General features: G+C 34.0%; 23 protein-coding genes. 20 read left to right on the forward strand and 3 right to left on the reverse strand.

The annotated features are described in order from the left end of the window. Window positions 1–71 precede the first annotated feature (71 nt). The 13 genes from LC076_RS17625 to LC076_RS17685 all read left to right on the forward strand — a co-directional run bounded on the left by LC076_RS17625 (window position 72) and on the right by LC076_RS17685 (window position 18189). Window positions 72–908, forward strand: a complete 837-nt coding sequence (locus LC076_RS17625; protein WP_226670397.1) for a DUF4430 domain-containing protein — start codon at window positions 72–74, stop codon at window positions 906–908. Continuing rightward, window positions 908–1792: an energy-coupling factor transporter transmembrane component T gene (locus LC076_RS17630; protein WP_226670398.1), complete on the forward strand. Its 885-nt coding sequence runs from the start codon at window positions 908–910 to the stop codon at window positions 1790–1792. The genes LC076_RS17625 and LC076_RS17630 overlap by 1 nt, the downstream gene beginning before the upstream one ends. After that, complete coding sequence (locus tag LC076_RS17635; protein WP_226670399.1) at window positions 1765–3423, forward strand: ABC transporter ATP-binding protein; 1659 nt, start codon at window positions 1765–1767, stop codon at window positions 3421–3423. The genes LC076_RS17630 and LC076_RS17635 overlap by 28 nt, the downstream gene beginning before the upstream one ends. After that, a complete protein-coding gene (locus LC076_RS17640) occupies window positions 3405–4091 on the forward strand; it encodes an ECF transporter S component (protein WP_226670400.1) in 687 nt (228 codons plus the stop codon). The genes LC076_RS17635 and LC076_RS17640 overlap by 19 nt, the downstream gene beginning before the upstream one ends. Window positions 4092–4242: 151 nt before the next feature. Beyond that, complete coding sequence (locus LC076_RS17645; RefSeq protein WP_226670401.1) at window positions 4243–5376, forward strand: histidine kinase N-terminal domain-containing protein; 1134 nt, start codon at window positions 4243–4245, stop codon at window positions 5374–5376. Between the two features lie 597 nt (window positions 5377–5973). Then, a complete protein-coding gene (locus tag LC076_RS17650; protein WP_226670402.1) occupies window positions 5974–6828 on the forward strand; it encodes a 6-phosphofructokinase in 855 nt (284 codons plus the stop codon). Window positions 6829–6897: 69 nt separating this feature from the next. Further along, complete coding sequence (tkt, locus tag LC076_RS17655) at window positions 6898–8910, forward strand: transketolase (RefSeq protein WP_226670403.1); 2013 nt, start codon at window positions 6898–6900, stop codon at window positions 8908–8910. Window positions 8911–9071: 161 nt separating this feature from the next. After that, window positions 9072–10016 (forward strand): sugar-binding transcriptional regulator, encoded by a 945-nt coding sequence (locus LC076_RS17660; RefSeq protein WP_226670404.1) that lies wholly within the window; start codon window positions 9072–9074, stop codon window positions 10014–10016. A 134-nt stretch (window positions 10017–10150) separates the two neighbouring features. Continuing rightward, window positions 10151–10675 carry a type 1 glutamine amidotransferase domain-containing protein gene (locus LC076_RS17665; RefSeq protein ID WP_226670405.1) on the forward strand — a complete coding sequence of 175 codons (525 nt, stop codon included), beginning with the start codon at window positions 10151–10153 and terminating at the stop codon, window positions 10673–10675. Window positions 10676–10791: 116 nt separating this feature from the next. Further along, the gene (locus LC076_RS17670; protein ID WP_226670406.1) at window positions 10792–11187 is read left to right on the forward strand and encodes a GNAT family N-acetyltransferase; all 396 of its coding nucleotides are present in this window, start codon (window positions 10792–10794) and stop codon (window positions 11185–11187) included. Window positions 11188–12428: 1241 nt separating this feature from the next. Then, complete coding sequence (locus tag LC076_RS17675) at window positions 12429–15458, forward strand: efflux RND transporter permease subunit (protein ID WP_226670407.1); 3030 nt, start codon at window positions 12429–12431, stop codon at window positions 15456–15458. 423 nt (window positions 15459–15881) lie between these two features. Then, complete coding sequence (locus LC076_RS17680; RefSeq protein WP_226670408.1) at window positions 15882–17915, forward strand: methyl-accepting chemotaxis protein; 2034 nt, start codon at window positions 15882–15884, stop codon at window positions 17913–17915. 124 nt (window positions 17916–18039) lie between these two features. Next, window positions 18040–18189, forward strand: a complete 150-nt coding sequence (locus LC076_RS17685) for a YjcZ family sporulation protein (protein ID WP_226670409.1) — start codon at window positions 18040–18042, stop codon at window positions 18187–18189. A gap of 237 nt (window positions 18190–18426) precedes the next feature. Here LC076_RS17685 and LC076_RS17690 read toward each other — a convergent pair whose 3' ends face one another. Continuing rightward, entirely contained in the window at window positions 18427–20343 is a 1917-nt protein-coding gene (locus LC076_RS17690; protein ID WP_226670410.1) for a LysM peptidoglycan-binding domain-containing protein, read from the reverse strand. Between the two features lie 146 nt (window positions 20344–20489). On the opposite strand from LC076_RS17690, the gene LC076_RS17695 reads away from it, so the two are divergent. After that, window positions 20490–20777, forward strand: a complete 288-nt coding sequence (locus LC076_RS17695; RefSeq protein WP_226670411.1) for a DUF3817 domain-containing protein — start codon at window positions 20490–20492, stop codon at window positions 20775–20777. Window positions 20778–20826: 49 nt separating this feature from the next. Here LC076_RS17695 and LC076_RS17700 read toward each other — a convergent pair whose 3' ends face one another. Beyond that, window positions 20827–21144: a lipoprotein gene (locus LC076_RS17700; protein ID WP_226670412.1), complete on the reverse strand. Its 318-nt coding sequence runs from the start codon at window positions 21142–21144 to the stop codon at window positions 20827–20829. 137 nt (window positions 21145–21281) lie between these two features. Between LC076_RS17700 and LC076_RS17705 the strand changes: the two genes are divergently transcribed. Continuing rightward, window positions 21282–21614, forward strand: a complete 333-nt coding sequence (locus LC076_RS17705) for a metal-sensitive transcriptional regulator (RefSeq protein ID WP_226670413.1) — start codon at window positions 21282–21284, stop codon at window positions 21612–21614. A gap of 13 nt (window positions 21615–21627) precedes the next feature. Then, a complete protein-coding gene (gene copZ, locus LC076_RS17710; RefSeq protein ID WP_226670414.1) occupies window positions 21628–21834 on the forward strand; it encodes a copper chaperone CopZ in 207 nt (68 codons plus the stop codon). A gap of 478 nt (window positions 21835–22312) precedes the next feature. Here the strand turns inward: copZ and LC076_RS17715 are convergent, their stop codons facing one another. Then, window positions 22313–22573 carry a YiaA/YiaB family inner membrane protein gene (locus tag LC076_RS17715; RefSeq protein ID WP_226670415.1) on the reverse strand — a complete coding sequence of 87 codons (261 nt, stop codon included), beginning with the start codon at window positions 22571–22573 and terminating at the stop codon, window positions 22313–22315. Between the two features lie 239 nt (window positions 22574–22812). Between LC076_RS17715 and LC076_RS17720 the strand changes: the two genes are divergently transcribed. From LC076_RS17720 to LC076_RS17735, 4 genes are all read left to right on the forward strand, one after another. Next, on the forward strand, window positions 22813–23154 hold the full coding sequence (locus LC076_RS17720) for a PadR family transcriptional regulator (protein WP_226670416.1): 342 nt from the start codon (window positions 22813–22815) through the stop codon (window positions 23152–23154). After that, window positions 23141–23764, forward strand: coding sequence for a DUF1700 domain-containing protein (locus LC076_RS17725; RefSeq protein WP_226670417.1), 624 nt, complete (start codon window positions 23141–23143; stop codon window positions 23762–23764). The genes LC076_RS17720 and LC076_RS17725 overlap by 14 nt, the downstream gene beginning before the upstream one ends. Window positions 23765–23913: 149 nt before the next feature. Continuing rightward, window positions 23914–25356 (forward strand): DUF4153 domain-containing protein, encoded by a 1443-nt coding sequence (locus LC076_RS17730; protein WP_226670418.1) that lies wholly within the window; start codon window positions 23914–23916, stop codon window positions 25354–25356. A gap of 382 nt (window positions 25357–25738) precedes the next feature. After that, a complete protein-coding gene (locus LC076_RS17735; protein WP_226670419.1) occupies window positions 25739–26080 on the forward strand; it encodes a zinc ribbon domain-containing protein YjdM in 342 nt (113 codons plus the stop codon). The last annotated feature ends 328 nt before the right edge of the window (window positions 26081–26408 follow it).

A 26408-nucleotide genomic window follows, 5' to 3' on the forward strand; every position in this document is an offset into this window, starting at 1 on the left:
CCTCGTTTTCCTGTATAGAGTATATTGTAGGATAGCTACCTTATTGAAAAAGGTTGATAGGAGGTATGGTTTTGAAAAGACTTAACAAAATGTTTCTAGTCCTTTTTATGATGACAATCTTTTTAATTGCATGTGAAAAAGATGAAGTGGTTCCTATTACAGAATCGGCTAGTATTGAGGAAAATGCTGAGAAGCCTTCAGAAGAAAAAGAAGTAGCTAAAACGGATACAAGTGAAAATCCAGATAAAGTTAGTAAAGAAGAACAACAAGCAACCACAGATGCTGAATTAACGGATAAAAAAGATAATGTGGAATCTGAAAATGAGAAGCAAACATCATCGTCAACAGTTACTACTAAGGAGAAAGAAGTACCTACGAACACGTCTGAGAAGTCAACAACTAATCAAGCGTCCAAATCATCAACCGCAACTCCTGAAGTGAATGAAACGAAAAAGTCATCTACTACAACACAAGCAAAAAAAACTGAACCTGAAGTTAAAACAGCACCGAAAGAAACAGAAACAAAGAAAGAGAAAGTCACTCCTCCACCTGTAGTCAAAAAAGAGGAACCTAAACAAACAGTGACCATTACAATTACTGGTGATCAAAAAAAAGGTACAGTTCTTTCTTCAACAAAGGTAGAAATGATCGAAGGCAATACAGTTCTTGACATTACGTTGAAAATTCTAAAAGAAAAAGGGATACCAGTAAGTTTAACTGGTAGTGGAGGAACTGCGTATGTTCAAGGTATAGCGAATTTATTCGAATTTGATCGTGGACCTTTAAGTGGATGGACAGTAAAAAGAAATGGAGCTACTTTGGATCGGAGTGCTGGTGCCGTTAAGGTCAAAAGCGGTGACAGCATTCAGTGGATTTATACGACAGATTATGAAGAGGATGGAAACTGATGAGAGGTGTCCATGCTTTTCATCCTTTCGTGCTTTTTCTCTATTATATTGGCGCAGCAACACTGGTTATGCTTTATAAGCATCCGGTGTTTTTGTTTGTAGGAATCATTTTATTTATTATTTTTAACCTTCAATTAGATCATGGAAAAGCATTAAGAGGCTGGTTTTTTATGTTATTTTATTTATCGGTCTTCTTCTTAATTATTAATCCATTGGTGAATCAAAGAGGAAATCATATATTATTTTATTTTAATGATAATCCAGTGATGCTAGAGGCGGTTATTCAAGGGATTATAGCTGCTCTATCCATCTTCGCTCTGCTTGTTTTATTTATTTCCTATAATATCGTCATTACTGCTGATCGATTTCTTTATCTGTTTTCAAAATGGTTACCACAGTGGGCTCTTCTCACAATGCTTTCGATGAGATTTATTCCATTGTTAAAAAGAAGGCTAAGGGAGATAGAAACTGTTCAACAAAGCAAAGGGCTATCAGTTAAAGAAGGAAAATTGAAAGATCGTGCTAAAAATGGAATACTGCTCGTACAAATTCTTTTAACTTGGTCATTAGAGGAAGCGATACAAACAGCTGATTCCATGGCAGCACGTGGGTATGGATTAAAAAAAAGAAGCAAATATAGACCTTATAAGATGAAAAGGAAAGATTGGATCGCGATTATTTATATCCTATGTTTCACTATGACTGCTTTATTTGGTTGGTGGTTAGGAGATGCGGTGTTGAGCATTGAACCAGTGTTAGAAACAATAGTTATTGAGGGGCGAGAATGGTTTTATTTATTCATTTTTTGCTTATACATCGGTATGCCAATAATGATTGAAGGGAGGGAGGCGTTAATATGGCGTTTTTGGAGACGAAAAACTTAAATTTCACCTACCCTGACGAGAAAATAAAGGTGCTTACAGATATTTCAATTACTGTAGAACAAGGAGATTTTGTTGTGTTATGTGGACCTTCAGGAAGTGGAAAGTCGACATTTCTTCGGTTATTGAAGCAGGAGATTGCTCCACATGGTGTAAAAGAGGGAGCAATCTTGTTGGAAAATCAATCGATTGCTGATTTACCTCGTGATCAGGTTGTGAGAGACATTGGCATGGTGTTTCAAGATCCGGAAAACCAAATTGTGATGGATCATGTTCTAGAGGAACTAATTTTCGGTATGGAGAATAACGGAGCACCAACTGAAGAAATGCGAAAAAAAGTCGCTGAAATTGTTCATTTCTTTGGTATAGAAGGGTTGTTAAATTGTAAAACCCATGAGCTATCTGGAGGTCAAAAACAATTAGTAAATTTAGCTTCTGTTTTGTTATTGAAGCCGAAATTATTATTGCTTGATGAACCAACTTCCCAATTAGATCCTGTTGCATCTAGAGAATTTATCGGGATGCTAAAAACAATGAATGAGGAATTTGGTATAACGGTGATTGTTGCTGAACATCGACTGGAAGAACTTTTTGCTATCGCTGATAAGGCTCTTGTGTTAGATAGAGGTCAGTTGCTTTCTTATGATACTCCAAGACGTGTTATCCATATCTTAAAAGATGATAAAGATCATGCAATGTATCATTATTTACCGAGCCCTGCTCGATTGCATCTAGAATATACCTCATCAACGGCTAGTGATAACATCCCATTGTCTGTTAAGGAAGGGAAAAATTGGTTAAAAACACTAAATATTCTTCCAAATCAAGATGTTTTTATTAATGAAGACCATAATGTAGCTAAAAAAGAGTTAATGAAATTAAAAGAAGTTGATTTTCGTTATTCAAAAGAATCAAGTAAGATCATTAATGATTTGTCTTTGAGTATATATGAAGGTGAATGGCTTTCTGTTGTTGGGGCGAATGGTACTGGTAAATCGACATTACTTAAAATGATTGCTGGTCTTGAAAAACCACAACGAGGAGCAATCTCTTATAAAGGTAAGAAATTAAAAAAGCAAATGCCAAAAGAAATTGGCTATCTTCCCCAAAATCCTAAGTTGTTTTTTATTCATGATACGATTGGTGCGGAGTTACATCATCTTGAACAATTGCATCAAATCCAGCATGCAGAAACAAGAATTGAAGAACTGTTGACCATTTTTAAATTAAAAGAGCTAGTTCATCGTCATCCATATGATGTTAGTGGAGGAGAGATGCAAAAGGCTGCATTGGCGGGAGTGCTTCTTCCTAATCCAAAGTTGTTATTAATAGACGAGCCTACGAAGGGGCTTGATCCAGAAGCGAAGCTTAGGCTTGGTAAGCTGCTTAAAACATTACAACAAAAAGGTTTAACAATCGTGATGGTAACACATGATATTGAATTTGCTGCACAATATTCCACAAGGTGTGCAATGATGTTTCAAGGATCAATTACAACGAATGGACCAACGAAAAGTTTTTTCCAAGGCAATGCATTTTACACGACAGTCCTTAATCGAATGACTAGAGGAAGTGAAGTTCCAGATGTATTAACGTTAGAGGAGGCTCGCGTAACTTGGCACGTTCAAGAATAATTGTCATACCATTGTTTTTACTCATTGGTATCATCCTTATAACAACACCTTTTTTAGTTGATAATTACTTTATACCGTTAAGTCTACTTATCATGATTTTGAGCTTTCTTCCATTTATTATTCGGTTTGAACGGAGGAATGTTGCTGGAAGAGAGCTTGTTTTATTAGCTGTTTTAGCAGCGATTGCTGCTGTTAGTAGAATTCCATTTGCGTCGCTTCCTAGTGTACAACCAACTTCTTTTGTTATTATCGTTTCTGCATTAGTATTTGGAGCTGAAAGCGGTTTTGTGATTGGCGCTCTTGCAGCATTAGTGTCTAATCTATTTTTAGGGCAAGGGCCTTGGACACCATGGCAAATGTATGCATGGGGAATGATTGGACTAAGTGCAGGTTTACTAAGAAATACTTGGATCATGAAAAACATAGTAGGAAAAGTTATCTTTGGATTTATAACAGGCATTTTATTCGGGTGGCTAATGAATCTGTGGTATTTTGTTAGTTTAGATGGAAGTGTAACGATGGCTGCAATTATTGCTGTGTTCACCACCAGCTTTTATTTTGATTTAGCACATGCATTATCAAATGTGTTTTTCTTACTTGTATTTGGCAACAGCTGGTTAAAAATATTACAACGTTTCAGAAAAAAATATGGTTTGCTAGATGAATAGTGTTAATCCTTTTAAGTGGTTTAGCACTATTTGTGCCTTATTGTAAGAAAAAAAGAGGATAACTGACAAAAAAATGCGAAATAAGAAGGTTTTTCGTACTTTTTGTCTAAAGAATATAGTAGCGACTTATATAATGAAAGTGGTGATATATTTGAACCAAGATTCCTCGATCATTTTCTCATTAGAAGAAAAATTAATTCGTTATCTAGAACAAACTCAAGATGAAATATTACACGTATGGCAAGACAGTATCATTATCCATGAAGATGACATGTTCAAGGATTCTATTAAAGAAAATGGCTTTCATATGTTTCATCTAGTAATAAAATCACTACTGGGTGAAACATGTGAAAGTGAAATGCAGAAACTTGCTTATAAAGTTGCAAATGAACGTGTTATGACTGGTAGCAATATAGGAGAATATGTATATAATGTCAATGTTGGAAGAAGCATTGTTATTAAATATGTAAATAAATCTGGATTCTCTATTGAGGATTTATATCCTATAGTTGATAGAATTAACACATACTTTGACCGCTTTTGCTTCCATGCTGTAACGAGGTATACTGAATTAAAAGATAATGAACTAAAGGAAAAGGTATTATTCATTAACCAATCACATAAAGATCGTTTAACACTTCTAGGTCAAATGTCCTCAAGTTTTGTTCATGAATTTAGAAATCCTCTAACAGCAGTAATTGGTTTTATGAAACTATTAAAAGATGAAAACCCCTCTTTAAAATATATGGAAACGATCGAACATGAGTTAGAGCAATTAAAATTTAGAATTACACAATTTTTGCACGCCGCTAGATTAGAGACTGTTGATAAGCCAAAAGAAAATATCAAGCTAGCAGATTTATTTACTGAAATTACTTCTTTTTTATACCCGAGTATTGTTGATGGAGATGTGGATCTGCAAACCTCAGTTGATACAGATTGTGATAAAATCTACGCGAAAAAAGAGGAAATTAAACAAGTACTTGTTAATATTATTTTAAATTCTATCGATGCGGTGAAAAATAATCATCATACTAATCGTAAATTATTTATTTTATGTAAAAGTAATGTGGAGCATATCACGTTTACGATTTCAAATAATGGTCCACAGATTCCAAAAGATATGCAATGTCATATTTTTGAACCTTTCTATACAACCAAAAGCTTAGGAACAGGTATAGGGTTGTATGTGTGTAAAACAATTATTGAAAAACATAATGGAACAATACGATGTGAATCAGATTCACAACAAACATCATTTATCATTAATTTACCAAAGGAATAGAAAATATGATTTGAATCGCCACAAAATAAAACCGATCAGATACTAGATAACTGACCGGTTTTATTCAGATAAGAAAAGCAAGCAGAATTCCTCGTATATTTAAGTCAATATGACAATCTACTAAAAACATCACCAAGTTTTTACATAGCTTATGTTCAAGTATTTAATTTATTTAAGCCTCTTTTTTATCTTATATATGAATTGATCCTTTATTCCCCTTATTTTTTCAATAGCTTTCCTTTTTTAATTTGACCGGTGCTTAAATGATTACTTTTAGTATGGATGTTAAATTTTATTGTTTATTTACGTTATAGGCATACGCTCTCTGCAGTTACCTTTTTTACTCAAGTGTAAGATTTGCAGCTGTGGGATTTATACCTATGAAATACACATCTTTGCAGTGATCTCATTAACTAAGACCTCTAAATAACGTGCTGAAAATTAACATGTAGCACTAACGTAGCTTTTATAATAAGAAATTTCTAAAAATTTATTGATTATATCTATTTATCTTTCTATCGATTTCATGTTATACTCTTCGTGTAACAAATGTTCATGTAGGACTGAACAAAATTTCTTAAAAGAGGGGTAACGTAAATGAAAATAGGTGTGGTTCATTTTGGTTGTGCTTTAGAAGGTACAGCTCAAATCGTTCGTACCCTTATTGAAGATCTTTCAAGTGAGGAAACAACTGTATATGCTATTGAATGGAATCATACATCAAAAGAGCTACAACTTAGAGAATTGAATAAAAGAAGTCAAAAAACATTAACAACAACCTATAGCTTATGTCATGCTTTTCCTCGAAAAGTATGGGATGAAAAATCCTTTTTATTAACTGATGAATTACAAGAGCTAGATCAGGTTATTTTATTAGGGGTTAGTAACATTCCAGAGAAAGCAACAAAAGTGAATGTTTTACAAGTACCTGTTAGTATTTACAACTCTGTAGACAACTCACAGTTTACTTTAGGTTATGATACTGCATTAAATTCGATTGTTAACAGTATTGAAAGTGTAAGAGATACGGCTAGTTCTTTATCTTATGGTAAGGTTCGTTTATTTAATGTGCAAATACCAGGTAATCAACAATCAAGACTGTTGTATGATGCTGCTTTAGCAGTTGGAGCAGAGGTTGTCACAGGTGATAGCCCCGAGGAGCTTGAACGATTACATAATCACATAAAGCAAAAAGAAGAAAATGAAGATGGTTATACATTTTTTATGATGGATCATTCTACTGATCTTACATCGTTTGAACAACATTTCAGCAACTTTGATTTAGATTGGAAAATTGTTGTCATCGATGATTCTCAATGTGGAGGACCTTATCCAACTGCTCAGGATCGATTATTAGCAAATCAATTGAAAACAGCAGTTGTAAAATGGTGTAAAGATAATCAACCTACTGGTCAATTGCTTATTCAAGATAATAAAGTCGTGTTTAAGTAAGGTTTCTATGATCAAGTAGTAGTAATAGGTTATAATGTAAAGATGAATATATTTTGGAGGGATTAACAAATGAGTGAATTAACAAAAACAGACAAATTATCTATTGAGACAATTCGTACACTTTCTATCGATGCAATTGAAAAGGCTAATTCAGGACATCCTGGTATGCCGATGGGTGCTGCTCCAATGGCATATACGCTTTGGACGAAATATATGAATGTTAACCCATCAAACCCAAGCTGGTTTAACCGTGATCGTTTTGTTCTTTCAGCAGGACATGGATCAATGCTTCTTTATAGCTTACTTCACTTAACAGGCTATGACTTATCTATAGATGATTTAAAAGAGTTCAGACAATGGGGTAGCAAAACTCCTGGACATCCTGAATACGGTCATACTGCAGGTGTTGATGCAACAACAGGTCCACTTGGACAAGGGATTGGAATGGCAGTAGGTATGGCAATGGCAGAGCGCCACTTAGCAGAAACATACAATAAGCCATCATACAATGTTGTTGACCACTTTACATATGCAATCTGTGGTGATGGTGATTTAATGGAAGGTATTTCATCAGAATCTGCATCTTTAGCAGCACACTTAAAATTAGGTCGTTTGGTTGTTCTTTATGATTCAAATGACATTTCATTAGATGGTGATTTAGATCGTTCATTCTCAGAAAATGTTGAGCAACGTTTCATTGCACAAGGCTGGCAAGTTATTCGTGTTGAAGATGGAAATGACTTGAACGAAATTTCAAATGCAATTGAACAAGCGAAATTAGACCTTGAGCGTCCAACACTAATTGAAGTGAAAACAACAATTGGATTTGGTTCACCTAATAAATCTGGTAAATCAGCTTCACATGGTTCTCCACTTGGTGAAGCAGAAATTAAGTTAACAAAAGAAGCATACAATTGGACATTTGAAGAAGATTTCCATGTACCTTCTGAAGTGTATGATCATTTTAATAAAACGGTAAAAGAAGCAGGAGCAAATAAAGAAAAAGAATGGAATGAATTAGTTGAAGCTTATGGAAAAGAATTTCCTGAGTTAGCAACACAATTCAAACATGCAGTAAGTGGAGAGCTTCCAGAGGGTTGGGATAAAGATATTCCAGTTTACGAAGAAGGAAGTAGCCTTGCTTCACGTGCATCGTCTGGTGAAGTATTAAACGGAATTGCGAAAAACCTACCTTCATTCTTTGGTGGTTCAGCTGACTTAGCAGGATCTAACAAAACAACAATTAGTAATGCAGGAGACTTCACTAGTGATAATTATGGTGGACGTAATATTTGGTTCGGCGTACGTGAATTTGCAATGGGTGCTGCATTAAATGGTATGGCATTACATGGTGGATTACATGCATTTGCTGGTACATTCTTTGTATTCTCAGATTACCTACGCCCAGCGATTCGTTTAGCGGCATTAATGAATCTTCCTGTAACATATGTATTCACTCATGATAGTATCGCAGTTGGTGAAGATGGTCCTACACATGAACCAATCGAACAATTACCGTCATTACGTGCAATGCCTAACTTATCAGTTGTTCGTCCAGCAGATGGAAATGAAACAGCTGCAGCTTGGAAATCAGCTATTGAATCAACAGCAACACCAACAGCTCTTGTTTTAACACGTCAAAACTTAAAAACAATTAAAAACACGAAAGATACTGCTTATGAAGGTGTTAAAAAAGGTGCATATGTGATCTCACCAGCATCAAAAGAAACAGCTGATGTTCTTTTATTAGCTTCTGGTTCAGAGGTTGGTTTAGCAGTTGAAGCTCAACAAGCATTATCTCAAGAAGGAATTGACGCAGCTGTTGTAAGTATGCCAGCGTGGAATCGTTTTGAAGCACAAAGTGATGAATACAAGCGTTCTGTATTACCTAAAGAAGTGAAAAAGCGCTTAGCGATTGAAATGGCTTCTCCACTTGGTTGGGATCGTTACACAGGAGACGAAGGAGATATCCTAGCTATCAATACATTCGGTGCTTCTGCTCCAGAACAACGTATTTTAGCTGAATATGGCTTCACAGTTGAAAATGTAGTTGCTCGTGTGAAAAAGCTTATTCAAGGATAAGAAGAAAGAAAAATAATTTTATAATTTTCCTAAATTGAGGCTGACGTGATGTAAAATATGTCAGCCTCTCTCTTTTAATTGAATGCTGTTTAGGACCATAACTAAGGAAAAATACTTAACCTTAATTGTGTATTAATACTAATAAAAATAGGTGCTGCGTAATGGAAAGAGAAAAATTAAATAAAATCATTGAAGCTGCGAAGCTTTATTATCAATTAGATTACAGTCAGCAGGAAATCGCAAAAAAACTAGATGTGTCAAGACCAACTGTTTCAAGATTATTAAAAACTGCGAAGGATTCAGGAATTGTTGAAATTACCATTCATAACCCAGTAGAAGCTGGTGAATTATTAACGGATAGATTGAGGAATAAATTTGATCTAAAAGAAGTAATCGTTACATCTGTTTCAGAGTATGACAACAAATTAATAAAACGTCATCTTGGAGAAGTAGCGGCAAACTATGTTAATAGAATTGTAAAAGATTCCGATGTTATTGCTACTTCATGGGGAACGACTGTCTATGAAATCGCGAAAAGACTTCAACCAAGACCATTGAGTCAAACAACAATAGTGCAGCTTAATGGAGGAGTTAGTCATTCAGAATCAAAAACCTATGCATCTGAAATCATTCACCTTTTTGGTGAAGCATTTAATACCCAAACATTTATGTTGCCATTGCCAGCTATTGTTGATCATATCGTTGTGAAGCAAGCAATTGAAGCAGATCGACATATTCATAAAATACTTGATTTGGGTAAAAGAGCGAATATAGCGATCTTTAGTGTGGGAACTCCTGTTGTTGATTCAGTTTTATTGCAAGCAGAATACCTATCAAGTGAAGATCAACATCATATTCAGTCAAAGGCCGTTGGAGAGATATGCTCGAGGTTTTTTGATAAAAATGGTGAAGTTTGTGTTGAGAGCTTGAATAGTCGTACAATCGGAATAGAGCTTCATGAATTAGCGAAAAAAGAAAAATCAATTTTAGTTGCAGGTGGCCCTAAAAAGTTTGATGCAATCTATGGAGCGTTAAAAGGTAAATATGCAAATGTGTTAATTACAGATCAACATACAGCGAGATTATTAGTTGATATAGAAGACTAATAAGCTACATTAAATAAATGATCGTAGCATCGATGGTAACCGCGATGAATATTGTGACTTACCTAATAGGTATATCATTTGTATTCTAAAGCAAGATTAGATAAGGTGAATTATAAGATAAGGAGGCTGGAAACATGAAACTATCAGGAAAAAAGGTATTAAGCTTTGTTCATGAAGATTTTGAGGATTTAGAGCTTTGGTATCCTATTCACAGATTGCGTGAAGAAGGGGCAACTGTTGATTTAGTAGGAGAAGATGCAGCATTTACATATAAAGGGAAGTATGGAGTACCTGCTACTTCAGATTTTGCTTTTCAAGATGTGAAGGCAAGTGATTATGATGCGTTATTAGTTCCAGGAGGCTGGGCTCCAGATAAACTTCGACGTTTTAAAGAAGTGATTGATATTGTTCAATATATGGAAGAAAACAAGAAGCCAATCGGACAAATATGTCATGCAGGTTGGGTACTGATTTCTGCCAAGATTCTAGAAGGTAAAACAGTGACAAGTACACCAGGTATTAAAGATGATATGGAAAATGCAGGAGCAACATGGTTAGATGAAGCTGTTGTTGTTGATGGACATCTAATATCAAGTAGACGTCCACCAGATCTACCTGATTATATGAGAGAGTTTATACGAGTACTTGAAGAAAATTAATTTCAGTCAGCACGATAGTAAAGATTATAAGTTTATCTTTACTATCGTGGTGGCTTTTTTTATTATTAAAACTATATAGAAAATATTAACAAATTTTCGGATAGGAGAATAAAACTATGATTACATACAAGGTAAATGATGAAATAAGTGCTGTTGAGCTAGCTGAGGTTTTTAAATTATCTGGCATCAAACGACCTGTGGAAGATTTACCAAGATTACAAAAAATGATCGAGCATGCTGATATCATCATTACAGCTAGAGAAGAAGGTAAAGTAGTTGGCGTAGCTAGAGCTATTACTGATTATCACTATTGCTGTTATTTATCTGACTTAGCGATTAGTAGAGAGTACCAAGGTAAAGGGATTGGTAAGAAGCTTGTTTCTTTATTAAGAGAAGAGCTTGGAGAGAAAGTAGCATTAATACTATTGGCATCAGAAGAAGCAATGGAATACTATCCGAAGATCGGCTTTGAATCAATCAATAATGGCTTTAAAATTGGTCGGAAGTCTTAGAGATACTTTGTTTCTAAGTAATTAATCTTTATATGTGTATTGAAAACCTACCCTTCCACTTGTTTAATGGAAGGTTATTGTAAACGTGGATCTTTGAGAACATTTGAGAAGGGACCTCGGACATAACAAATCTAATGATAAACCCGAATTATTAGGTGAGATTTTATCTATCGCCTGATAGTTTGGGTCTTTATTTTCTGACTTTAATAGATTTTTTGCTTGTGAAGACTATTCTTAAGAACTTAGTGGAAATGGATCGGAAGCCACTAGGGCACATCTGGGACGTAGAGGAGAAGCTGAGACCCCCACTGTAAATGTCAAGCTAACGATGCACAATTTTGATCGTTTATGAATGCTCAAAAATTAATTTAACAACTTCTTTTTCTGAGTGATCTAAAATTCTGAAAGAAGACCCAACAATATTAACGATTTTTGAGTTGTATAGAACACAATCTAATATTGCATTTTCTAATTTAGTTTACACTAGAAACACCGCATCTCTGTACTTATGTCCTTCATCAGCTCTATGACGGACATTTACTCAGGCATTTCCCTCGCTTATGTCCTTCATCAGCTCTATGACGGACATTTACTCAGGCATTTCCCTCGCTTATGTCCTTCACCAGCTCTATGACGGACATTTTCTCGGTCTTTTCCCTCACTTAAGTCCTTCATCGTCTCTATGATGGACATTTACTCAGGCATTTCCCTCACTTAAGTCCTTCATCGTCTCTATGACGGACATTTACTCGGGTATTTCTCTCGCTTAAGTCCTTCATCAGCTCTAAGACGGACTTTTACTCATGCTTTCTCGTGCATGTCCTTTATACCCCACACTCGCTTCCTTCCCGGCGAATGGAGTGTCTACAGCGTAATGGAACGAACTTGTATTCCTAATTTAACTGATTAATAGGAATAAGCACTTTAGATTTATCCGTTTTTATTGATGATTCCTTAATTATGTAACAGACTCTGATTTTTTATCCAAATTTCTTATCTTTTCCCCCTCACCTATCTACTGTTTCCAAATAAATAACAACTCCAAACTATCCAAAATCCACCAAATACGTCTTAAGCCTTAGAGAAGTTTACACCTCAAGTCATTTAACGAGTGATCATTTAAGGATTAGAATTATGACTGTAGTAACTAACCAAATATGACAACTTTTTCCTTTGGTAAAGGATAAGTTACGAGAGGTAAGTTCAACAACTAAAACGAGAAGTCGGAAGGAGAAAAGAAGATGTCGTGGATTACAAAATGGTCTTTTAAAAATAAGGCTGCAGTTATTTTAATGTCAATGATTATATTAGTTATGGGGGTTTTGAGCTATTTCAGGCTACCGATGGAGTTTCTTCCATCTGCAGATCAACCGTTTATCTCTGTTGTCACAATGGGAGAGGGAATGGATGCAAAGTCGATGGAGAAGCAAGTAACAACCCCTATTGAAAAAGCAGTTGATTCGGTAGGTGGTATAACAAATGTATTTTCAACAACAGGAGATGGTTACTCATCAGTTGATATTCACTTTGAGTCAAGTGTTGAAAAGAAGGAAGCAAAACGAGAAATTGAAGAAGCGCTAGGAACTGTTCCTCTTCCTACAAATGTGATGAAGCCGAATATTGTACAATTAAATACGTCGATGATTCCTATTTCATATATCGCTCTTACGTTTGATGAAGGAATTACTCCTGATACCATTCAATATGCAGAAGAAGAGATTGTTCCCTATTTTAAGAACATTGACGGAGTTTCTGATATTCAAACAAATGGTGTTATCCCATCTTATGTATCGGTCAAATTAAATGAAGATAAAATGTCAGAAAAGAAAACGTCTGTTGAGCAAATCATGACATTGCTTCAAGGACAAACAAACTCAACGGCTGTTGGAGTAAAAGATATCGATGGGAAAGCCTCAAATATTAAAGTGGTTGGAGATGTTACAACACTTGAGAAATTGAAAGAAACTGAAGTGATTCCAACAGTTGAACTTAATGATGTTGCTGAAATCACTCTTCAAAAACAAGAAAATAATTTAACAAGATTAAATGGAAAAGATGGTCTAATTTTTGTTATTACAAAAGATAGTAGTTCAAATGCTGTGACAATTAGTAAAGATGTCAAAAAAGCTTCAGAAGAAATAAATAAAAAATATGATCAGTTAGAAACAACTGTTATTTTAGCTACAGCAGATATGGTTGAATCATCGGTACACAGTATGATAAAAGAAGTTTTACTTGGTGCCTTATTTGCCACAATTGTCATTATGATTTTTCTACGAAATCTTCGCTCAACATTAATTACGATCATTTCAATACCATTATCATTAGGATTTACTTTATTCCTACTTGCGCAATCAGGAGTTACTTTAAACGTCTTAACGCTCGGTGGAGTCGCCGTTGCCGTTGGACGCCTTGTAGATGATAGTATTGTTGTGATTGAAAATATATTCAGAAGAGCACAAACTGAGAAGTTTTCAATAAAAATGGTTATTGATGCAACAAAAGAAGTGGGTACGGCCATTACATCATCAACTTTAACAACAGTGGCTGTATTTTTGCCAATGGGTCTAATAGAAGGGAGCTTACAAGATTTCCTTCTTCCTTTTGCACTAACTATTTCGTATTCTCTATTAGCATCGTTAGTTGTTGCAATTACAATCGTTCCAATTATGAGTGCGGGATTATTAAAAAACGCAAAGATAAAAGAACACAAACCATCAAAAGGATTCACAAAATTCCTTACTTGGTCATTAAATCATAAATGGGTTGTTTTATTAACAGCGTTCTTCTTGTTTGCTGGATCAATTGGAGCATATGTTGCTCTACCTAAAGGATCTGTTGATAAAACAAAAGCAGATTATGTACTCGTTTCATTAGAATATTCAAATGAAACACCTATTGAAAAGGTGAAAGAAGAGTCATTAAAATTAGAGAATTATATTCTTAAACAAAAAGAGCTTGATCATGTTTATGTCCAGTTAGGAAATACCGAGGATGGAGCTAAATTTGGATCTGTTGAAAGTCCGACAAAAACAATGATTATGGCTATCTTAAAAAAGGATGCTGAAATGGGAGAGTTTGTTGAAAAAATCAACACTCAAAAAGCAGCATATAAAGATGCGACATTAGAAGCGACAGAAGCAACGATGATGAGCGGTGGTGGAACATCAATTACAATAGATGTGATCGGCGATGATATTGATCAATTAATCAATATGTCTGAAACGATTACAGCTGAAATTAAAGAAGTAGAAGGAGTGGAAAAAGTTTCATCAAATCAAGAAGAAACAAAAACAGTTTATTCATTTGTTGTTGATCCAAGTGTGGCTAAAGCAGATCAAATTGCCCAACAAGCTTCAGTTATGCTTAATAAAACACCATTAGGTTTAATAGAGATGAACGATCAACAAACAATGGTGATGCTTGAGCCGATTTATAACCCAGAAACGAAGCAAGAACTTTCTGAAGTTCCGATCATGACAGCAAATGGATTATCAACTATTTCAGATGTGGCAAAATTACAACAAGAAGAGGAACCTACTAGTACATTCCATAAAGATGGAGAGCAATATGTAAGAGTAACAGCTAATGTAGAACCAGAAAATCTATCTTCAATTTCAGCAGAAGTAAACAAAAAAATCTTTGGAGATCAAGAGGAAAAGGGAATAGAGATACCGGACAATATTGATGTATTAGTTGGTGGGGCAAGTGCAGATCAACAAAGTGATTTCAATGATTTGTTTATGACAATGCTTGCATCGATTGGAATCGTGTTTCTAATCATGGTCATCACATTCAAGACAATTCGTGCACCTATTGCAATATTATTCTCTTTACCACTTGCTGCTATTGGCGCTATTTTAGGAATAATGATAAGCGGTATTTCTGTTGATATTACAGCATTGCTTGGTGCTCTTATGTTAATCGGAATTGTTGTCACAAATGCTATTGTTCTTCTCGATCGAGTAAAGCAAAATGAAAAAACAATGATCATTAGAGATGCTGTAGTAGAAGCGGCAACAATAAGAATGCGTCCAATTATAATGACTGCCGTTGCGACCATTTCAGCTATGCTTCCATTATTATTCAAAGAAGCGGAAACTGGTAACTTAGTATCTGCAAGTTTAGCAGTAGTTGTGATTGGTGGATTAAGTGTAGCGACATTGTTAACTTTAGTCGTGATTCCTGTTGTTTATGAATTATTACATTTTAGAACATCTAAAAAACAAAGAAAACAAGCAGAAGATCAGCAAGGAAATATAGCAGTATAATAGTCTGTGTAAACTTGGAAATTGATTTCACCTATCAATTTCCAAGTTTTTTGTTTGTTACCATTAATTAAACCCATGAACACTGAGCTTAACAAAAAATGATCAAACTCCACTGAACTTGAGTTTTTTTTGCAGCCAGGACTATTTGTCTTACAAAACTTATTTTAAAGTAATTTATCTAAAAGAAACTTGTTAATGATAGGAATATATATCTATAAAAAATGAAATCTTCTAAAAAAAATAAGTATATTTAGTCGAAATATAGTATAATGTAAACGAATTCATCATTATTTTTAATACGATATTACTTTATTGTGGAACAAATTTACTACAATTAAGGAAGGATGATAAAGTAAGGTATTATATTATCAGATAATTAAAAAAGTTATCGGTAAATCATACTACACATGTGGGGGAAAAGTCATGAAGAATAAAGGGAAATTTATAAAAAAAATAAAAAGTAAAAGTAAGCCTAAACAATCAAAAGAGAAAAAATCGATTGTAAAGCTGCCTCCTAGCATTAAAGGTATGACATTGAAATCAAGAATGATTATATTTTTGTTAATATTCACAATCATTCCTAGTGTTATTATCGGAAACGTTGTTTACTTCGTTTCTAAAAATACGATTGAAAATAAAGTTTCTTCAATGAATGATGAGATTGGCGCTCAAGTTACTCAAAATGTTAATCATAAATTGGCGGAAATTGATAATTTATCTTTAATTCCTTTTTCAAATATGGACTTAATTAAACAATTGGAAAATGATGAAGGCTTAACTCAATATGAAGTTTTCAACAAACAACGGACCGCTGCAGAATATTTTTCAAGCATCTCTTTTACAAATGAACATACTAAATCTCTATTTTTTGTAAACCGTGAAAATAAAATTTTCGGTGAAAGTAGTTATGTGAAATCACTTGACATAGAGAGCTTTATTACTGATGTCATTGCCCAAAAAGGAGATAAAATAGCCAGATCTGCAGAATGGATAACTGGATATAAGGGGAACAATGAACTTATCTATCTTTATCGAGATATTGATAAAGTTGGTACACTAATTCTTGTTGCTGATACTGCTCTATTTAACCAAGTTTTTAAAAGTGGTAAAGATAATTCTGGTAGAGAAATTTCAATTATCAATCAAGATGGAACAATAATCTCTAGTAATAAAGAAAAATTGATAGGAACAAAATATGAAGAAGGCAAAGATAATCAAGATCATCTCGTGTCTATGAAGGAAAGTGATAATGGTTGGAATGTAGCTGTTTCTACATCTAAATCTTATCTTTTTAAAGAAATTCAAAATGTTATTTATCTCGTTTATATTATTATCTTAGCATTTGTTGTTTTAGCACTTTTCGCTAGTATATTCCTAGCAAAAAGTATGATTAAACCAATATATGAACTCGTAGGCATTATGAAGCATGCAGAGCAAGGGGACTTGACTCACCGAGCTGATTATTTATACAAAAATGAAGTAGGACAGCTAGGGACAAGCTTCAATACAATGCTCGAAAATATTAAAACGATGATCGAAGAAAATAAGAGAGTTTCAGCGTATGCTGTAAATCGAGCGAATGATTTAAAACGCATTGCTTCGGAGTCTGCTTCAGCTTCAGAACAAATTGCTTCAGCTATAGAAGATGTAGCAAAAGGTGCTGTTAGTCAGGTTGATTACTCTGAAAGAACCAACCGAGAAATGAAAGAATTATCAACTGAAATCAACGAAGTCTCTAATAATATGAATAAAGTTTCGGAAATTACTGAAACAACGAAAAAGGTAAGTAGTCAATCGATTGAAACGATTAAAGAGCTTACAGAGAAAAATAAAGAGATGGGTACGAATATAGGTCAAGTTGATACGACAATGGACGCATTAAACAAAGAAATATCACAGATAAAAGAAATTGTAGAAATGATTAAAAATGTAAGTGAAGAAACAAATTTACTTTCACTTAATGCAAGTATTGAAGCGGCTAGAGCTGGAGCAGCAGGGCGAGGGTTTGCTGTAGTTGCAGATGAAATTCGTAAATTAGCTGATCAAACCAAAACGTCTTCAATGAGAATTGAAACCGTTATAGCAAGCATTTTGAATCAAACGAAAAAATCTGTAGAGCTAGCAAAAACAACAATTACCCTTTTTAAAGAACAAACAAATTCAATTCATAATACACAAGAAGCCTTTGAAAATATTCTAGAAGGAACGAACTCAATCATCGAAGAGATTAATTATGTTGAAACATCAATAAGTAAAATTAATCTAAATAAAGATAAAGTTGAGAGTGCAATCAGTGAAATGGTTGATGTTGCAGAAGATTCTTCAGCAACAACGGAAGAAGTAACAGCAACAACAGAAGAACAGTCTGCTGCAGCTGATGAACTAGGAAATTTGGCTTCCACACTTTCAAGTACTGTTTCTGAGTTAGAGCAAACAATAAACAAATTTAAAGTCTAATAATAGAACTAAAAATCATTCACTATGTTAACTTGTTCATAGAAGGATTAGGCAAAAGCCTAGATCACTTTCTAGGTGATTTACATAACGTATAAATGTAGATCATCTTGGAGGTGAAGCATAAATGAGCGATGCAGTTGGTGGTTACACAGGTGGATTTACATTACTTGTCGTTCTATTTATTCTGTTAATCGTCGTTGGAGCTGGTGGATATACGGCTGGAGGATATGGAGTAGGTACACCAGGTTACGGCTATGGATACGGATATTATTAAATAATAAATACTGTGGCATAAGTATTTAATCTAATCATAAACCCGAACTATTAGGAGATATTTCAATCTTTCACCTAATAGTTCGGGTTTTTATCTAGAGATTTTTATAAAATTACATATTATTTTTAAGAAGCAGCGAAATGGAATGAACTTGTATTTCAAGCTTATCCGATTAATAGAAAACAGTAATGTATATTCAATAGCTTAGATTATGTCCAAGCCTCATTATTAGATAAACTACTGGAGACCTGCTGCAATTTTCACCTTTTCTTGATGTGAGGAATCAATTTTCCCATCTTTATGGCGTGTAGAATTTTTAAAATGAATATCAAAATGTCCTGTTATTCCATTATTTCTAATATAATCCACATCATGTGGAGCAAATGACATACTTGCTGCTATTTTTCGTCCATCAACCTCTACGAGTACTGGACGAGTAGACCAACTGAATCCACCCCAAATGCCTTTTGCGATTGTTGTATCGGCTAATGTAGCTGTCTCACAATCTGCATGGTTTGCTCCAATTGTTCGTTTAATCTTGAATTTTTTTCCTGTTTGAAAATCAGTAATCGTTACTGTCTTACCAATAGGAAATACATATTGTGCTTCCGTCCACCAATCTAAATATTCGCCATGACGCTCACTAACTGTTGCCTGAACAGCAATTTGATGAACAGGAATGGTAAGCTTTTGTCCGATTGAAAGTGTGCTGGATGTTGTTAATTTATTTGCTCTTAAAAGCTCAGCTTGTGGAATACCATATTTCACACTTAAATTCCATATATTATCCCCAGAAGCAACAGTATGGGTGCGATAAGAAACTGTATTTTCTAGCTTTTGGATTGTCGTGCCACCAGTGTTTGGTTGTCCTGTTCCTCTTATTAGCAGCTTTTGCCCAACAAAGATTAATTCTGATTTTAATGTGTTCAAAGTCATAATCTCTGACGTTGTTACACCAAAATTTTTAGCAATTTGCGATAGTGTATCACCACTTTTCACTGTGTAAGTTTGTTCAGTCTGTTGCTCTTTAAGTTGCAGCTTTTGACCTAGAAAAATAACATCTGTTTGTAAATGATTTACTTTTTTCAAATGATTTACTGTAAGTCCAAAGCGTTTGGCAATTCCAGAAAGCGTATCGCCAGCTACAACTGTATATGTAGTAGGAGCTTGAACATTATGATCGACCGGTTTTTGCTCATTAGTTGTTGTACTTGATATTTTTAAGGTTTGCCCAACAATAATCGTTGTGTTGGTTAATAAATTTAGGTTCATAAGTTCTTGGACAGTCATGTTGAATTTTTTTGCGATAACAGATAAGCTATCACCACTCACAACTGTATACAAATCAGGTAAGGTGTCGACTGGTTCTGTTACCTTTTGAGACTCTACATTTTGTTGGTGAGGTATGTTAATTTTTTGCCCAATAGTAATAACATCTGTTGTCAAATTATTTTCTGTCTTAATTGCAGCAACAGTTGTATTGAACTGTTTGGCTACTAAAGATAGAGAATCGCCAGCTTTGATTGTATAGGTGTTTGTTGTTTTTGTTTGTGTGTTATTAACGATATCTCCAGATGTGGTTGATATGTTTGTTGGGACAAATAATGTTTGTCCAAGATAGATAACATCTGAAGTCATATTATTTAGAGTTTTAAGTTTATCAACAGAAACAGAAAAAGCTTTTGCAATAACTGAGAGGGAGTCACCAGATTTCACCATATATTTTGTTAATGGTAATTGCAAAACTTGTCCAACTTTAATTGTGTCTGTTGATAATTTATTGAAGTATTTTAATTCACTAGTGGTGATATTATATTTTTTGGCAATGACACTTAGAGAGTCCCCACTTCTCACTGTATATGATAAAGCTGTAGTAACTGTCTGATTTGGCTCAGCTGCTTTTGCTGTTGATTTCGAAGATAATCCGGAGAATGAAAACATACATACGATAATTCCGCCTGCAACGACCTTGATTGTGTTAATTTTTAAATTTGGAAAACGACGTTGTGCGTAATGACTAATTTCTTCTTGTCGAGTATTCGAGACTTCAGTACCTAACTCTGTTGCAAATTCTGTGTCAAAATCAGATACATATAAAATTAATGTTGCTCCGTCGTGATGTTGTTCAACGTTATATTTATGTAAAAATTCCACAACTACACCTCCACCTATAGTATGGAAAAAGATAAGAGAAATTATCCTAAGTGAGGGTGTTGTGAAATTGTCAAACTTAATAGTCATGATCTCTTTAAAAGCTTGTATAATGAAAAGAGAACGCTTTTAAAAATGGAGTTGAAAAGATGTTTCATTCATCAATTGGACTATTAAGATTTACAGGTATTTTAGAAGGAATTTCTTATCTTGTATTATTACTAATTGCGATGCCATTAAAATACTTTTTTGATTTTCCAATGGCTGTAACAATTGTAGGGGGTATGCATGGATTTCTTTTTGTCATCTATGTATTTATGGTTGCTTTTGTTAAGTTTCAGAAACGTTGGTCTATCTTATGGGGAATCTGGGCTGTATTGTTAGCATTTATTCCTTTTGGTACGTTTTATTTGGACAAACAATTAAAAACAAAATAATTCGCTGCAAGTATAGGGTTGGAAATAAGAGGCTTGATAAATGATTTTATCAGGCCTCTTTTTCTGTGAATGAAATCAAGATATATTGTGAGGTATCTTGATTATGGACATATTCAATATCAAGGAGTTTGTTTGTTTCAAATAATTCTAGCTGCTTTTTTTGATTCTCAGAAATTTGAAGAGCTAGTGGTTTATTTTGAACCATCACTTCAATTGAATGATTATCAATCAAACCTATATAAATAGCTTCAGTTGATATTATCTGTTGTTCAGACGAATTAGCTGTTGAATTAGTTGTTGAGTCTTTTACTTGTCCGCATCCAGCAAGTAAAAGAAGTAATAAAACTGCAAAAATTATCCGCTGCATAATAGCCTCCTAATTAAGCTTCTTCTTCTATATATAGACACAAAAGTTGTAATACATGATAAAAAGGAGGAATATTACTTTGAATAGTCCTAGGGGGTATATTAAAATGAAGGAAAGAGTTCATAGGAGGTATCGTAGTGAGTTCAGAAGAAACGAACCAAAGTTGCCATACGAATGAAAATGGTGAACATAGAAGTAGTCATCACTCAGAGAACGTGAAAAAAAATCTTGTGACAAGATTAAACAGAATCGAGGGGCAAATCCGTGGTATTAAGTCATTAATCGAAAAAGATACGTATTGTGATGATGTGATCACACAAATTTCAGCAACTCAAGCTGCATTAAATAGTGTTGGTAAATTATTACTTGAAGGACATCTTCGCTCTTGTGTAGTAGAAAGAATTCAAGATGGCGATGAAGAGATTGTTGATGAGTTACTAGTAACCATTCAAAGATTAATGAAAAAGTAAGGGAGAGAGATAGATGGAAAGTGTAACGATGAAAGTTGATGGAATGTCTTGTAACCATTGTGTCAATGCAGTTGAAGGAAGTGTAAGCAAACTACAAGGTGTATCTCTTGTAAAAGTGAATTTAGAAAATGGATCGGTAGAAATAAATTATGAACAAGCTCATATCACTTTGGAACAAATAAAAGAAGCCATTGAAGACCAAGGATATGATGTTGTTTAACTGAAAGTGAAATAAGATTAGGAAAAACCAGTGTTTTGATCAAATTTGTGCAGGGGCAATACCTGAGGAGGTGCATTGCCTCCTTAGGTATTGCGATTAAATGGTGCGCAATTGACAATTCCATCAAAAGGAACAATATTTGTGGGCTTTGTAATAGCATTTAATAATATATAATAAGAGTTCGTTTCAATAATGATGGATTAATGTTGTTAAGTTCACCTGCTAATTCTATGTGCTAATAGGTTTTACCATATTTATTATTTAACTTTTTGGCTATGTTAAAGCTTAATGTTGATTATTAGCATTTTGTTGATTGTAGTGAAAGGCATGAGACTCCTGCGGGAGAAGCGTGTCAAAGGGAGACCCCACAGGCGCTTGCGCCGAGGAGGCTCTCGGACCGCCCGCGGAAAGCGAATGCCTGTAACGGAAATCAACAACAAAGATTAACAGAGCCTACTTTTTAATTCTGGCAAGGTTTTTATAAGCTACTGTTAGAACTATTTTGACTTTTCTGTTCCGCAATGATTTCATTATCCTCTGCATTATCTCTTGTTACTTTCTGAGTTAAGATTGACCCAACACCAACTAAAATCATAACAGCAATATAATATCCCTTTTCATTTAACTCAAGGCTTGTTTCATTATATAGCCCGACTGAAAAAAGAGCGACACCAGAGAAAAGTGTAAAATAGGCTACCCAAGTAAAGGCTGCTGTATTTCGCTTACGATATTTTTGCATATTCTTCACCTCTTCCATAATTATGTAATTACTAAAATGAATATAACATAGTTCAGAATTTGTGAACATTAAAAAATTCAGATAATATTTAATCTTACTGTTTTTTAATTCTACTGTTATAGTAGGCTTGTGAAAGCAAAAGTTTACGAAAACAGAATTTATTGAGCTTGATTTTTTTCCAAAACAATGTAGAATATGAACCAAAGATATATACCTAATAATTCGAGGTAGGTGAGTTGATGTTTGATCGAGAGCTTATTAAAGGAAGTACGTCACTAATATTACTTCAGTTGTTAAATGAAAAAGATATGTATGGCTATGAGTTAGTGAAAGAAATGGAAAAAAGAAGTGGAAATGCCCTTGAAGTAAAGGAAGGGACATTATATCCAGCACTTCATAAACTAGAAAAAAAGAGTTATGTTGAAACATATTGGCAGGAACAACCAAAAGGTCCTGCACGTAAATATTATAAAATAAAAGAAGAAGGCAAAGTCATTTTATCCGAAAAAACGAAAGAATGGGGTAAATTTGTTAGCATGATGAATGGGATTATTGGGAGAGATCGATATGACTCGATCTAAACAACAATTTTTAGATACTCTCAAAAAGTCGCTACCAGAAACGGTTAATAAAGATGAAGTTGTTTTTGAATATGAATTACATATAAATGAAAAATTGCATGATCGTGTTGATTTAACGATAGACGAAATCATTGAGCAGCTTGGAGATCCATTTGAAATAGCAAAACTCTACGTTGAGGTTGAACCGATCAAACAAAGTTTTGTAAGCAGGAATTTTGTTTTTTGTAATTTTATGTTTTTTTTCATCGGTAGTTTGTTAACACTTTGTTATCATGTATTTGAAGATTCGATTTTTTCCGAAGCTTGGGGATTGCTTGCAAGAATACCATTAACAATTGTTATTGTTTACACATTTTTTTGGATGATTTTAGGCTTTGAAATTGGCAGGGAATATGGTGTTCTTGGGAAAAAAATATTTTCAAAAACTGTGTTTATTAGTATAGTACCAAATGTTTTGCTTATGGTCATGACATTATTGCACTTTATTCCAAATCACTGGTTTCAGCCAATTTTGACATCGGAATTTGTTGTGCTTTGTGTAGTTATGACATTCTTGATTTATCCTATTAGTAAGCTCTTTTACTATATCGGTGTTTATCGATCTGTATAATTTACATAGAAACCTTTAGGTAAAGTGTGAGATGAAGGTTTCTACTTTTATTCATATGTACATAGAAATACTATGTAATAAAGAAGAGAAATGCGTATTTTTTTACTAATATACATAGAAATACTATGTATGAAAAGGAGACAAAAATGATGGAGAAAACATGGAAAAATGGTTTGATATGCTTAATGGGTGGAATATTATTTCATTATTTGTTTTATGGAAAAGCACTTGGGATTTCTTATCCACTTTATATTCTATATATCTACCTAGTGTTTTATTTTCGAGTTCCTTCCAATGGAAATAGAGAAAAAATAGTTGATTTTCTTTTATTAGGTTCAGCGGTAATGTTAAGTTTGACTTTTGTTTTGTTTAATAATGGAATCTTACTTTTTTTGAACTTTCTCATGGTCCCAGCTCTTATTTTTATCCATATGGTTCACGCAAGAAGATGGAACTTTGATCAATGGGGAAATCGTTTATTTATAAAATCGATGGTTTTTACATTCTTTGAAACAATTCTAAAGTTTTTTAACTTATTTCAATTCTTTGCAAATATCAGCAAAAGGAATATGAATGACCAAAGTTTTCAAATGGCTAAAAAAATAATGATAGGAATCTTCATTTCAATTCCATTGCTTTGGACAATTTTATACTTATTGATTTCCTCAGATCAGCATTTTGAGCAGTTACTAGGGCAATTGCCAAACTGGTTTTATGATGCAAACATTGGAAGTCTCGTTTTTCAACTAGTTCTTGTGCTGGTTATCACACTTTGGCTTTTTGCATTTTTTATTACTCTATCAAAACCATTGGTTATTCCTGGGCAAGTAGAGGAGACCCAACCGGTGAAAATGGATATCGTCATTGTAAGTACAGTTTTATTATTGCTAAATTTCGTTTATTTTTTATATTCAGCCGTACAATTCACATACTTTTTTACAGGAGATCCATCTAGTACTTCGTTGAGTTACACATATGCTGAATACGCAAGACGGGGATTTAATGAACTTACTTTAGTATCTATCATCAATTTAGGCATTTTGTTTGTGTTAACTCATATCGGAAAATTTCCGAAACAAGTACTACCTAAAATGATCAAACTATTGTTAAGTATGATTGTCATTTTTACTTTTGTCATGTTAGGCTCTGCTTATTATCGACTTTCCTTATATGAACAAGCATATGGATACACGTATTCACGCTTATATGCACATGCTTTCATGATTTTATTAGTTGTGTTATTAGCTTTAGCGATGTTCAAAGTGTTTAAAGAAAAGTTTAAGCTTTTAAGAGCGATGTTCATTGTGTCACTATTGGCGTATGTACTTGTGAATTACCTTAATATGGATCAATTAATTGTGAAGCAAAATATGGCTCGTTACGCGGAAACAGGTAAGCTTGATGTTTCCTATCTACAATCATTATCATATGACGCTATTCTCACATTAATAAAATCAGATAATGAGCTATTTAAAGAGATTTTAAAGAATAAAAAAGTAGAGTTAATGGATGATAATGAAAATTGGCAGTCATATAATTTTTCAAGATCAAAGGCGAGAAAACTTCTGGAGAAGTGGGAGAAAGTTAATTAGTCAGCATATTTGTTGGAGACATTACGATCATTTTAATAATGCCTGACAAAATGTGTACCTTAATGGCAACGTCGTCTGTTCATCGAGAGTTGTCGGGGTGTGTCGAAAAATGTCTAATCGAAGATAAATCGGCGGAATCGAAGATAAATTTTCATAATCGAAGATAAAGTGGCAGAATCGAAGATAAATTCTTAAAATCGAAGATAAAATTATCTTGTGCTTTTATCAACTGTTAATGTTGAACTAATATGTATCCATTGTAAGTAGAATTGAAGCAAAAATAGTCCAAAAGCTCATGTTTCACATGATAAGAAAGAATTTCCTTCAAGATTTTTCACTTATAGTATAATAAACGAGAGAAAATCGCTTGGAGGAACTGCATATGGTAGAGTTACCGAATTGTCCTAAATGTCATTCACAATATACATATGAAGATGGAAGTCTTCTGATTTGTCCTGAATGTAGTCATGAATGGACATTAGAGGGAGAAACCGAACAAACTGAAGATAACAAAATCATCAAAGATGCAAACGGAAATATGCTAAATGATGGTGATTCTGTTACAGTTGTGAAAGATTTAAAAGTGAAGGGGACATCATTGGTTGTGAAAATTGGCACAAAAGTGAAAAATATCCGTTTAGTAGATGGAGATCATGATATTGATTGCAAAATTGATGGTTTTGGTGAGATGAAGCTTAAATCTGAATTTGTTAAGAAAGCTTAATAACAATAGAAGTTTCTACTATAAGAGAAAAGAGGCTGGGTCGTAAGTATTTAAGCTAATGATAAACTCGAATATTATGTGATATGTCAATTAAACATTCACCTAATAGTTTGGGTTTTTATTTGCCGTCTTCAATAGCTTTTTTATATTTTTAAGAACTAGTAGAATGTAGCGGAAGACACTCGGGCAACTACGGGAATTGAGGAAACGCTGAGACCCCGCAGGCGCTTGCGTCGAGGAGGCTCAGCTTCAATGTCATCAAGCTAAGAAACCAATAATTTACATCTACATCATACCTATGGTAGTTTACAAGTGTTTTTAACGCTTG

Origin of the sequence: Metabacillus litoralis (assembly GCF_020524045.1) — a bacterium.
Lineage (GTDB): Bacteria > Bacillota > Bacilli > Bacillales > Bacillaceae > Metabacillus > Metabacillus litoralis_C.

Coding starts and splice junctions, on each gene's coding strand:
- LC076_RS17650 (WP_226670402.1), top strand. CDS start 5,974: ATGAAAATAGGTGTGGTTCATTTTGGTTGTGCTTTAGAAGGTACAGCT.
- LC076_RS17685 (WP_226670409.1), top strand. CDS start 18,040: ATGAGCGATGCAGTTGGTGGTTACACAGGTGGATTTACATTACTTGTC.
- LC076_RS17700 (WP_226670412.1), bottom strand. CDS start 21,144: ATGCAGCGGATAATTTTTGCAGTTTTATTACTTCTTTTACTTGCTGGA.
- LC076_RS17630 (WP_226670398.1), top strand. CDS start 908: ATGAGAGGTGTCCATGCTTTTCATCCTTTCGTGCTTTTTCTCTATTAT.
- LC076_RS17725 (WP_226670417.1), top strand. CDS start 23,141: ATGACTCGATCTAAACAACAATTTTTAGATACTCTCAAAAAGTCGCTA.
- LC076_RS17730 (WP_226670418.1), top strand. CDS start 23,914: ATGGAGAAAACATGGAAAAATGGTTTGATATGCTTAATGGGTGGAATA.
- LC076_RS17665 (WP_226670405.1), top strand. CDS start 10,151: ATGAAACTATCAGGAAAAAAGGTATTAAGCTTTGTTCATGAAGATTTT.
- copZ (WP_226670414.1), top strand. CDS start 21,628: ATGGAAAGTGTAACGATGAAAGTTGATGGAATGTCTTGTAACCATTGT.
- LC076_RS17695 (WP_226670411.1), top strand. CDS start 20,490: ATGTTTCATTCATCAATTGGACTATTAAGATTTACAGGTATTTTAGAA.
- LC076_RS17660 (WP_226670404.1), top strand. CDS start 9,072: ATGGAAAGAGAAAAATTAAATAAAATCATTGAAGCTGCGAAGCTTTAT.
- LC076_RS17715 (WP_226670415.1), bottom strand. CDS start 22,573: ATGCAAAAATATCGTAAGCGAAATACAGCAGCCTTTACTTGGGTAGCC.
- LC076_RS17675 (WP_226670407.1), top strand. CDS start 12,429: ATGTCGTGGATTACAAAATGGTCTTTTAAAAATAAGGCTGCAGTTATT.
- LC076_RS17720 (WP_226670416.1), top strand. CDS start 22,813: ATGTTTGATCGAGAGCTTATTAAAGGAAGTACGTCACTAATATTACTT.
- tkt (WP_226670403.1), top strand. CDS start 6,898: ATGAGTGAATTAACAAAAACAGACAAATTATCTATTGAGACAATTCGT.
- LC076_RS17635 (WP_226670399.1), top strand. CDS start 1,765: ATGGCGTTTTTGGAGACGAAAAACTTAAATTTCACCTACCCTGACGAG.
- LC076_RS17670 (WP_226670406.1), top strand. CDS start 10,792: ATGATTACATACAAGGTAAATGATGAAATAAGTGCTGTTGAGCTAGCT.
- LC076_RS17680 (WP_226670408.1), top strand. CDS start 15,882: ATGAAGAATAAAGGGAAATTTATAAAAAAAATAAAAAGTAAAAGTAAG.
- LC076_RS17735 (WP_226670419.1), top strand. CDS start 25,739: ATGGTAGAGTTACCGAATTGTCCTAAATGTCATTCACAATATACATAT.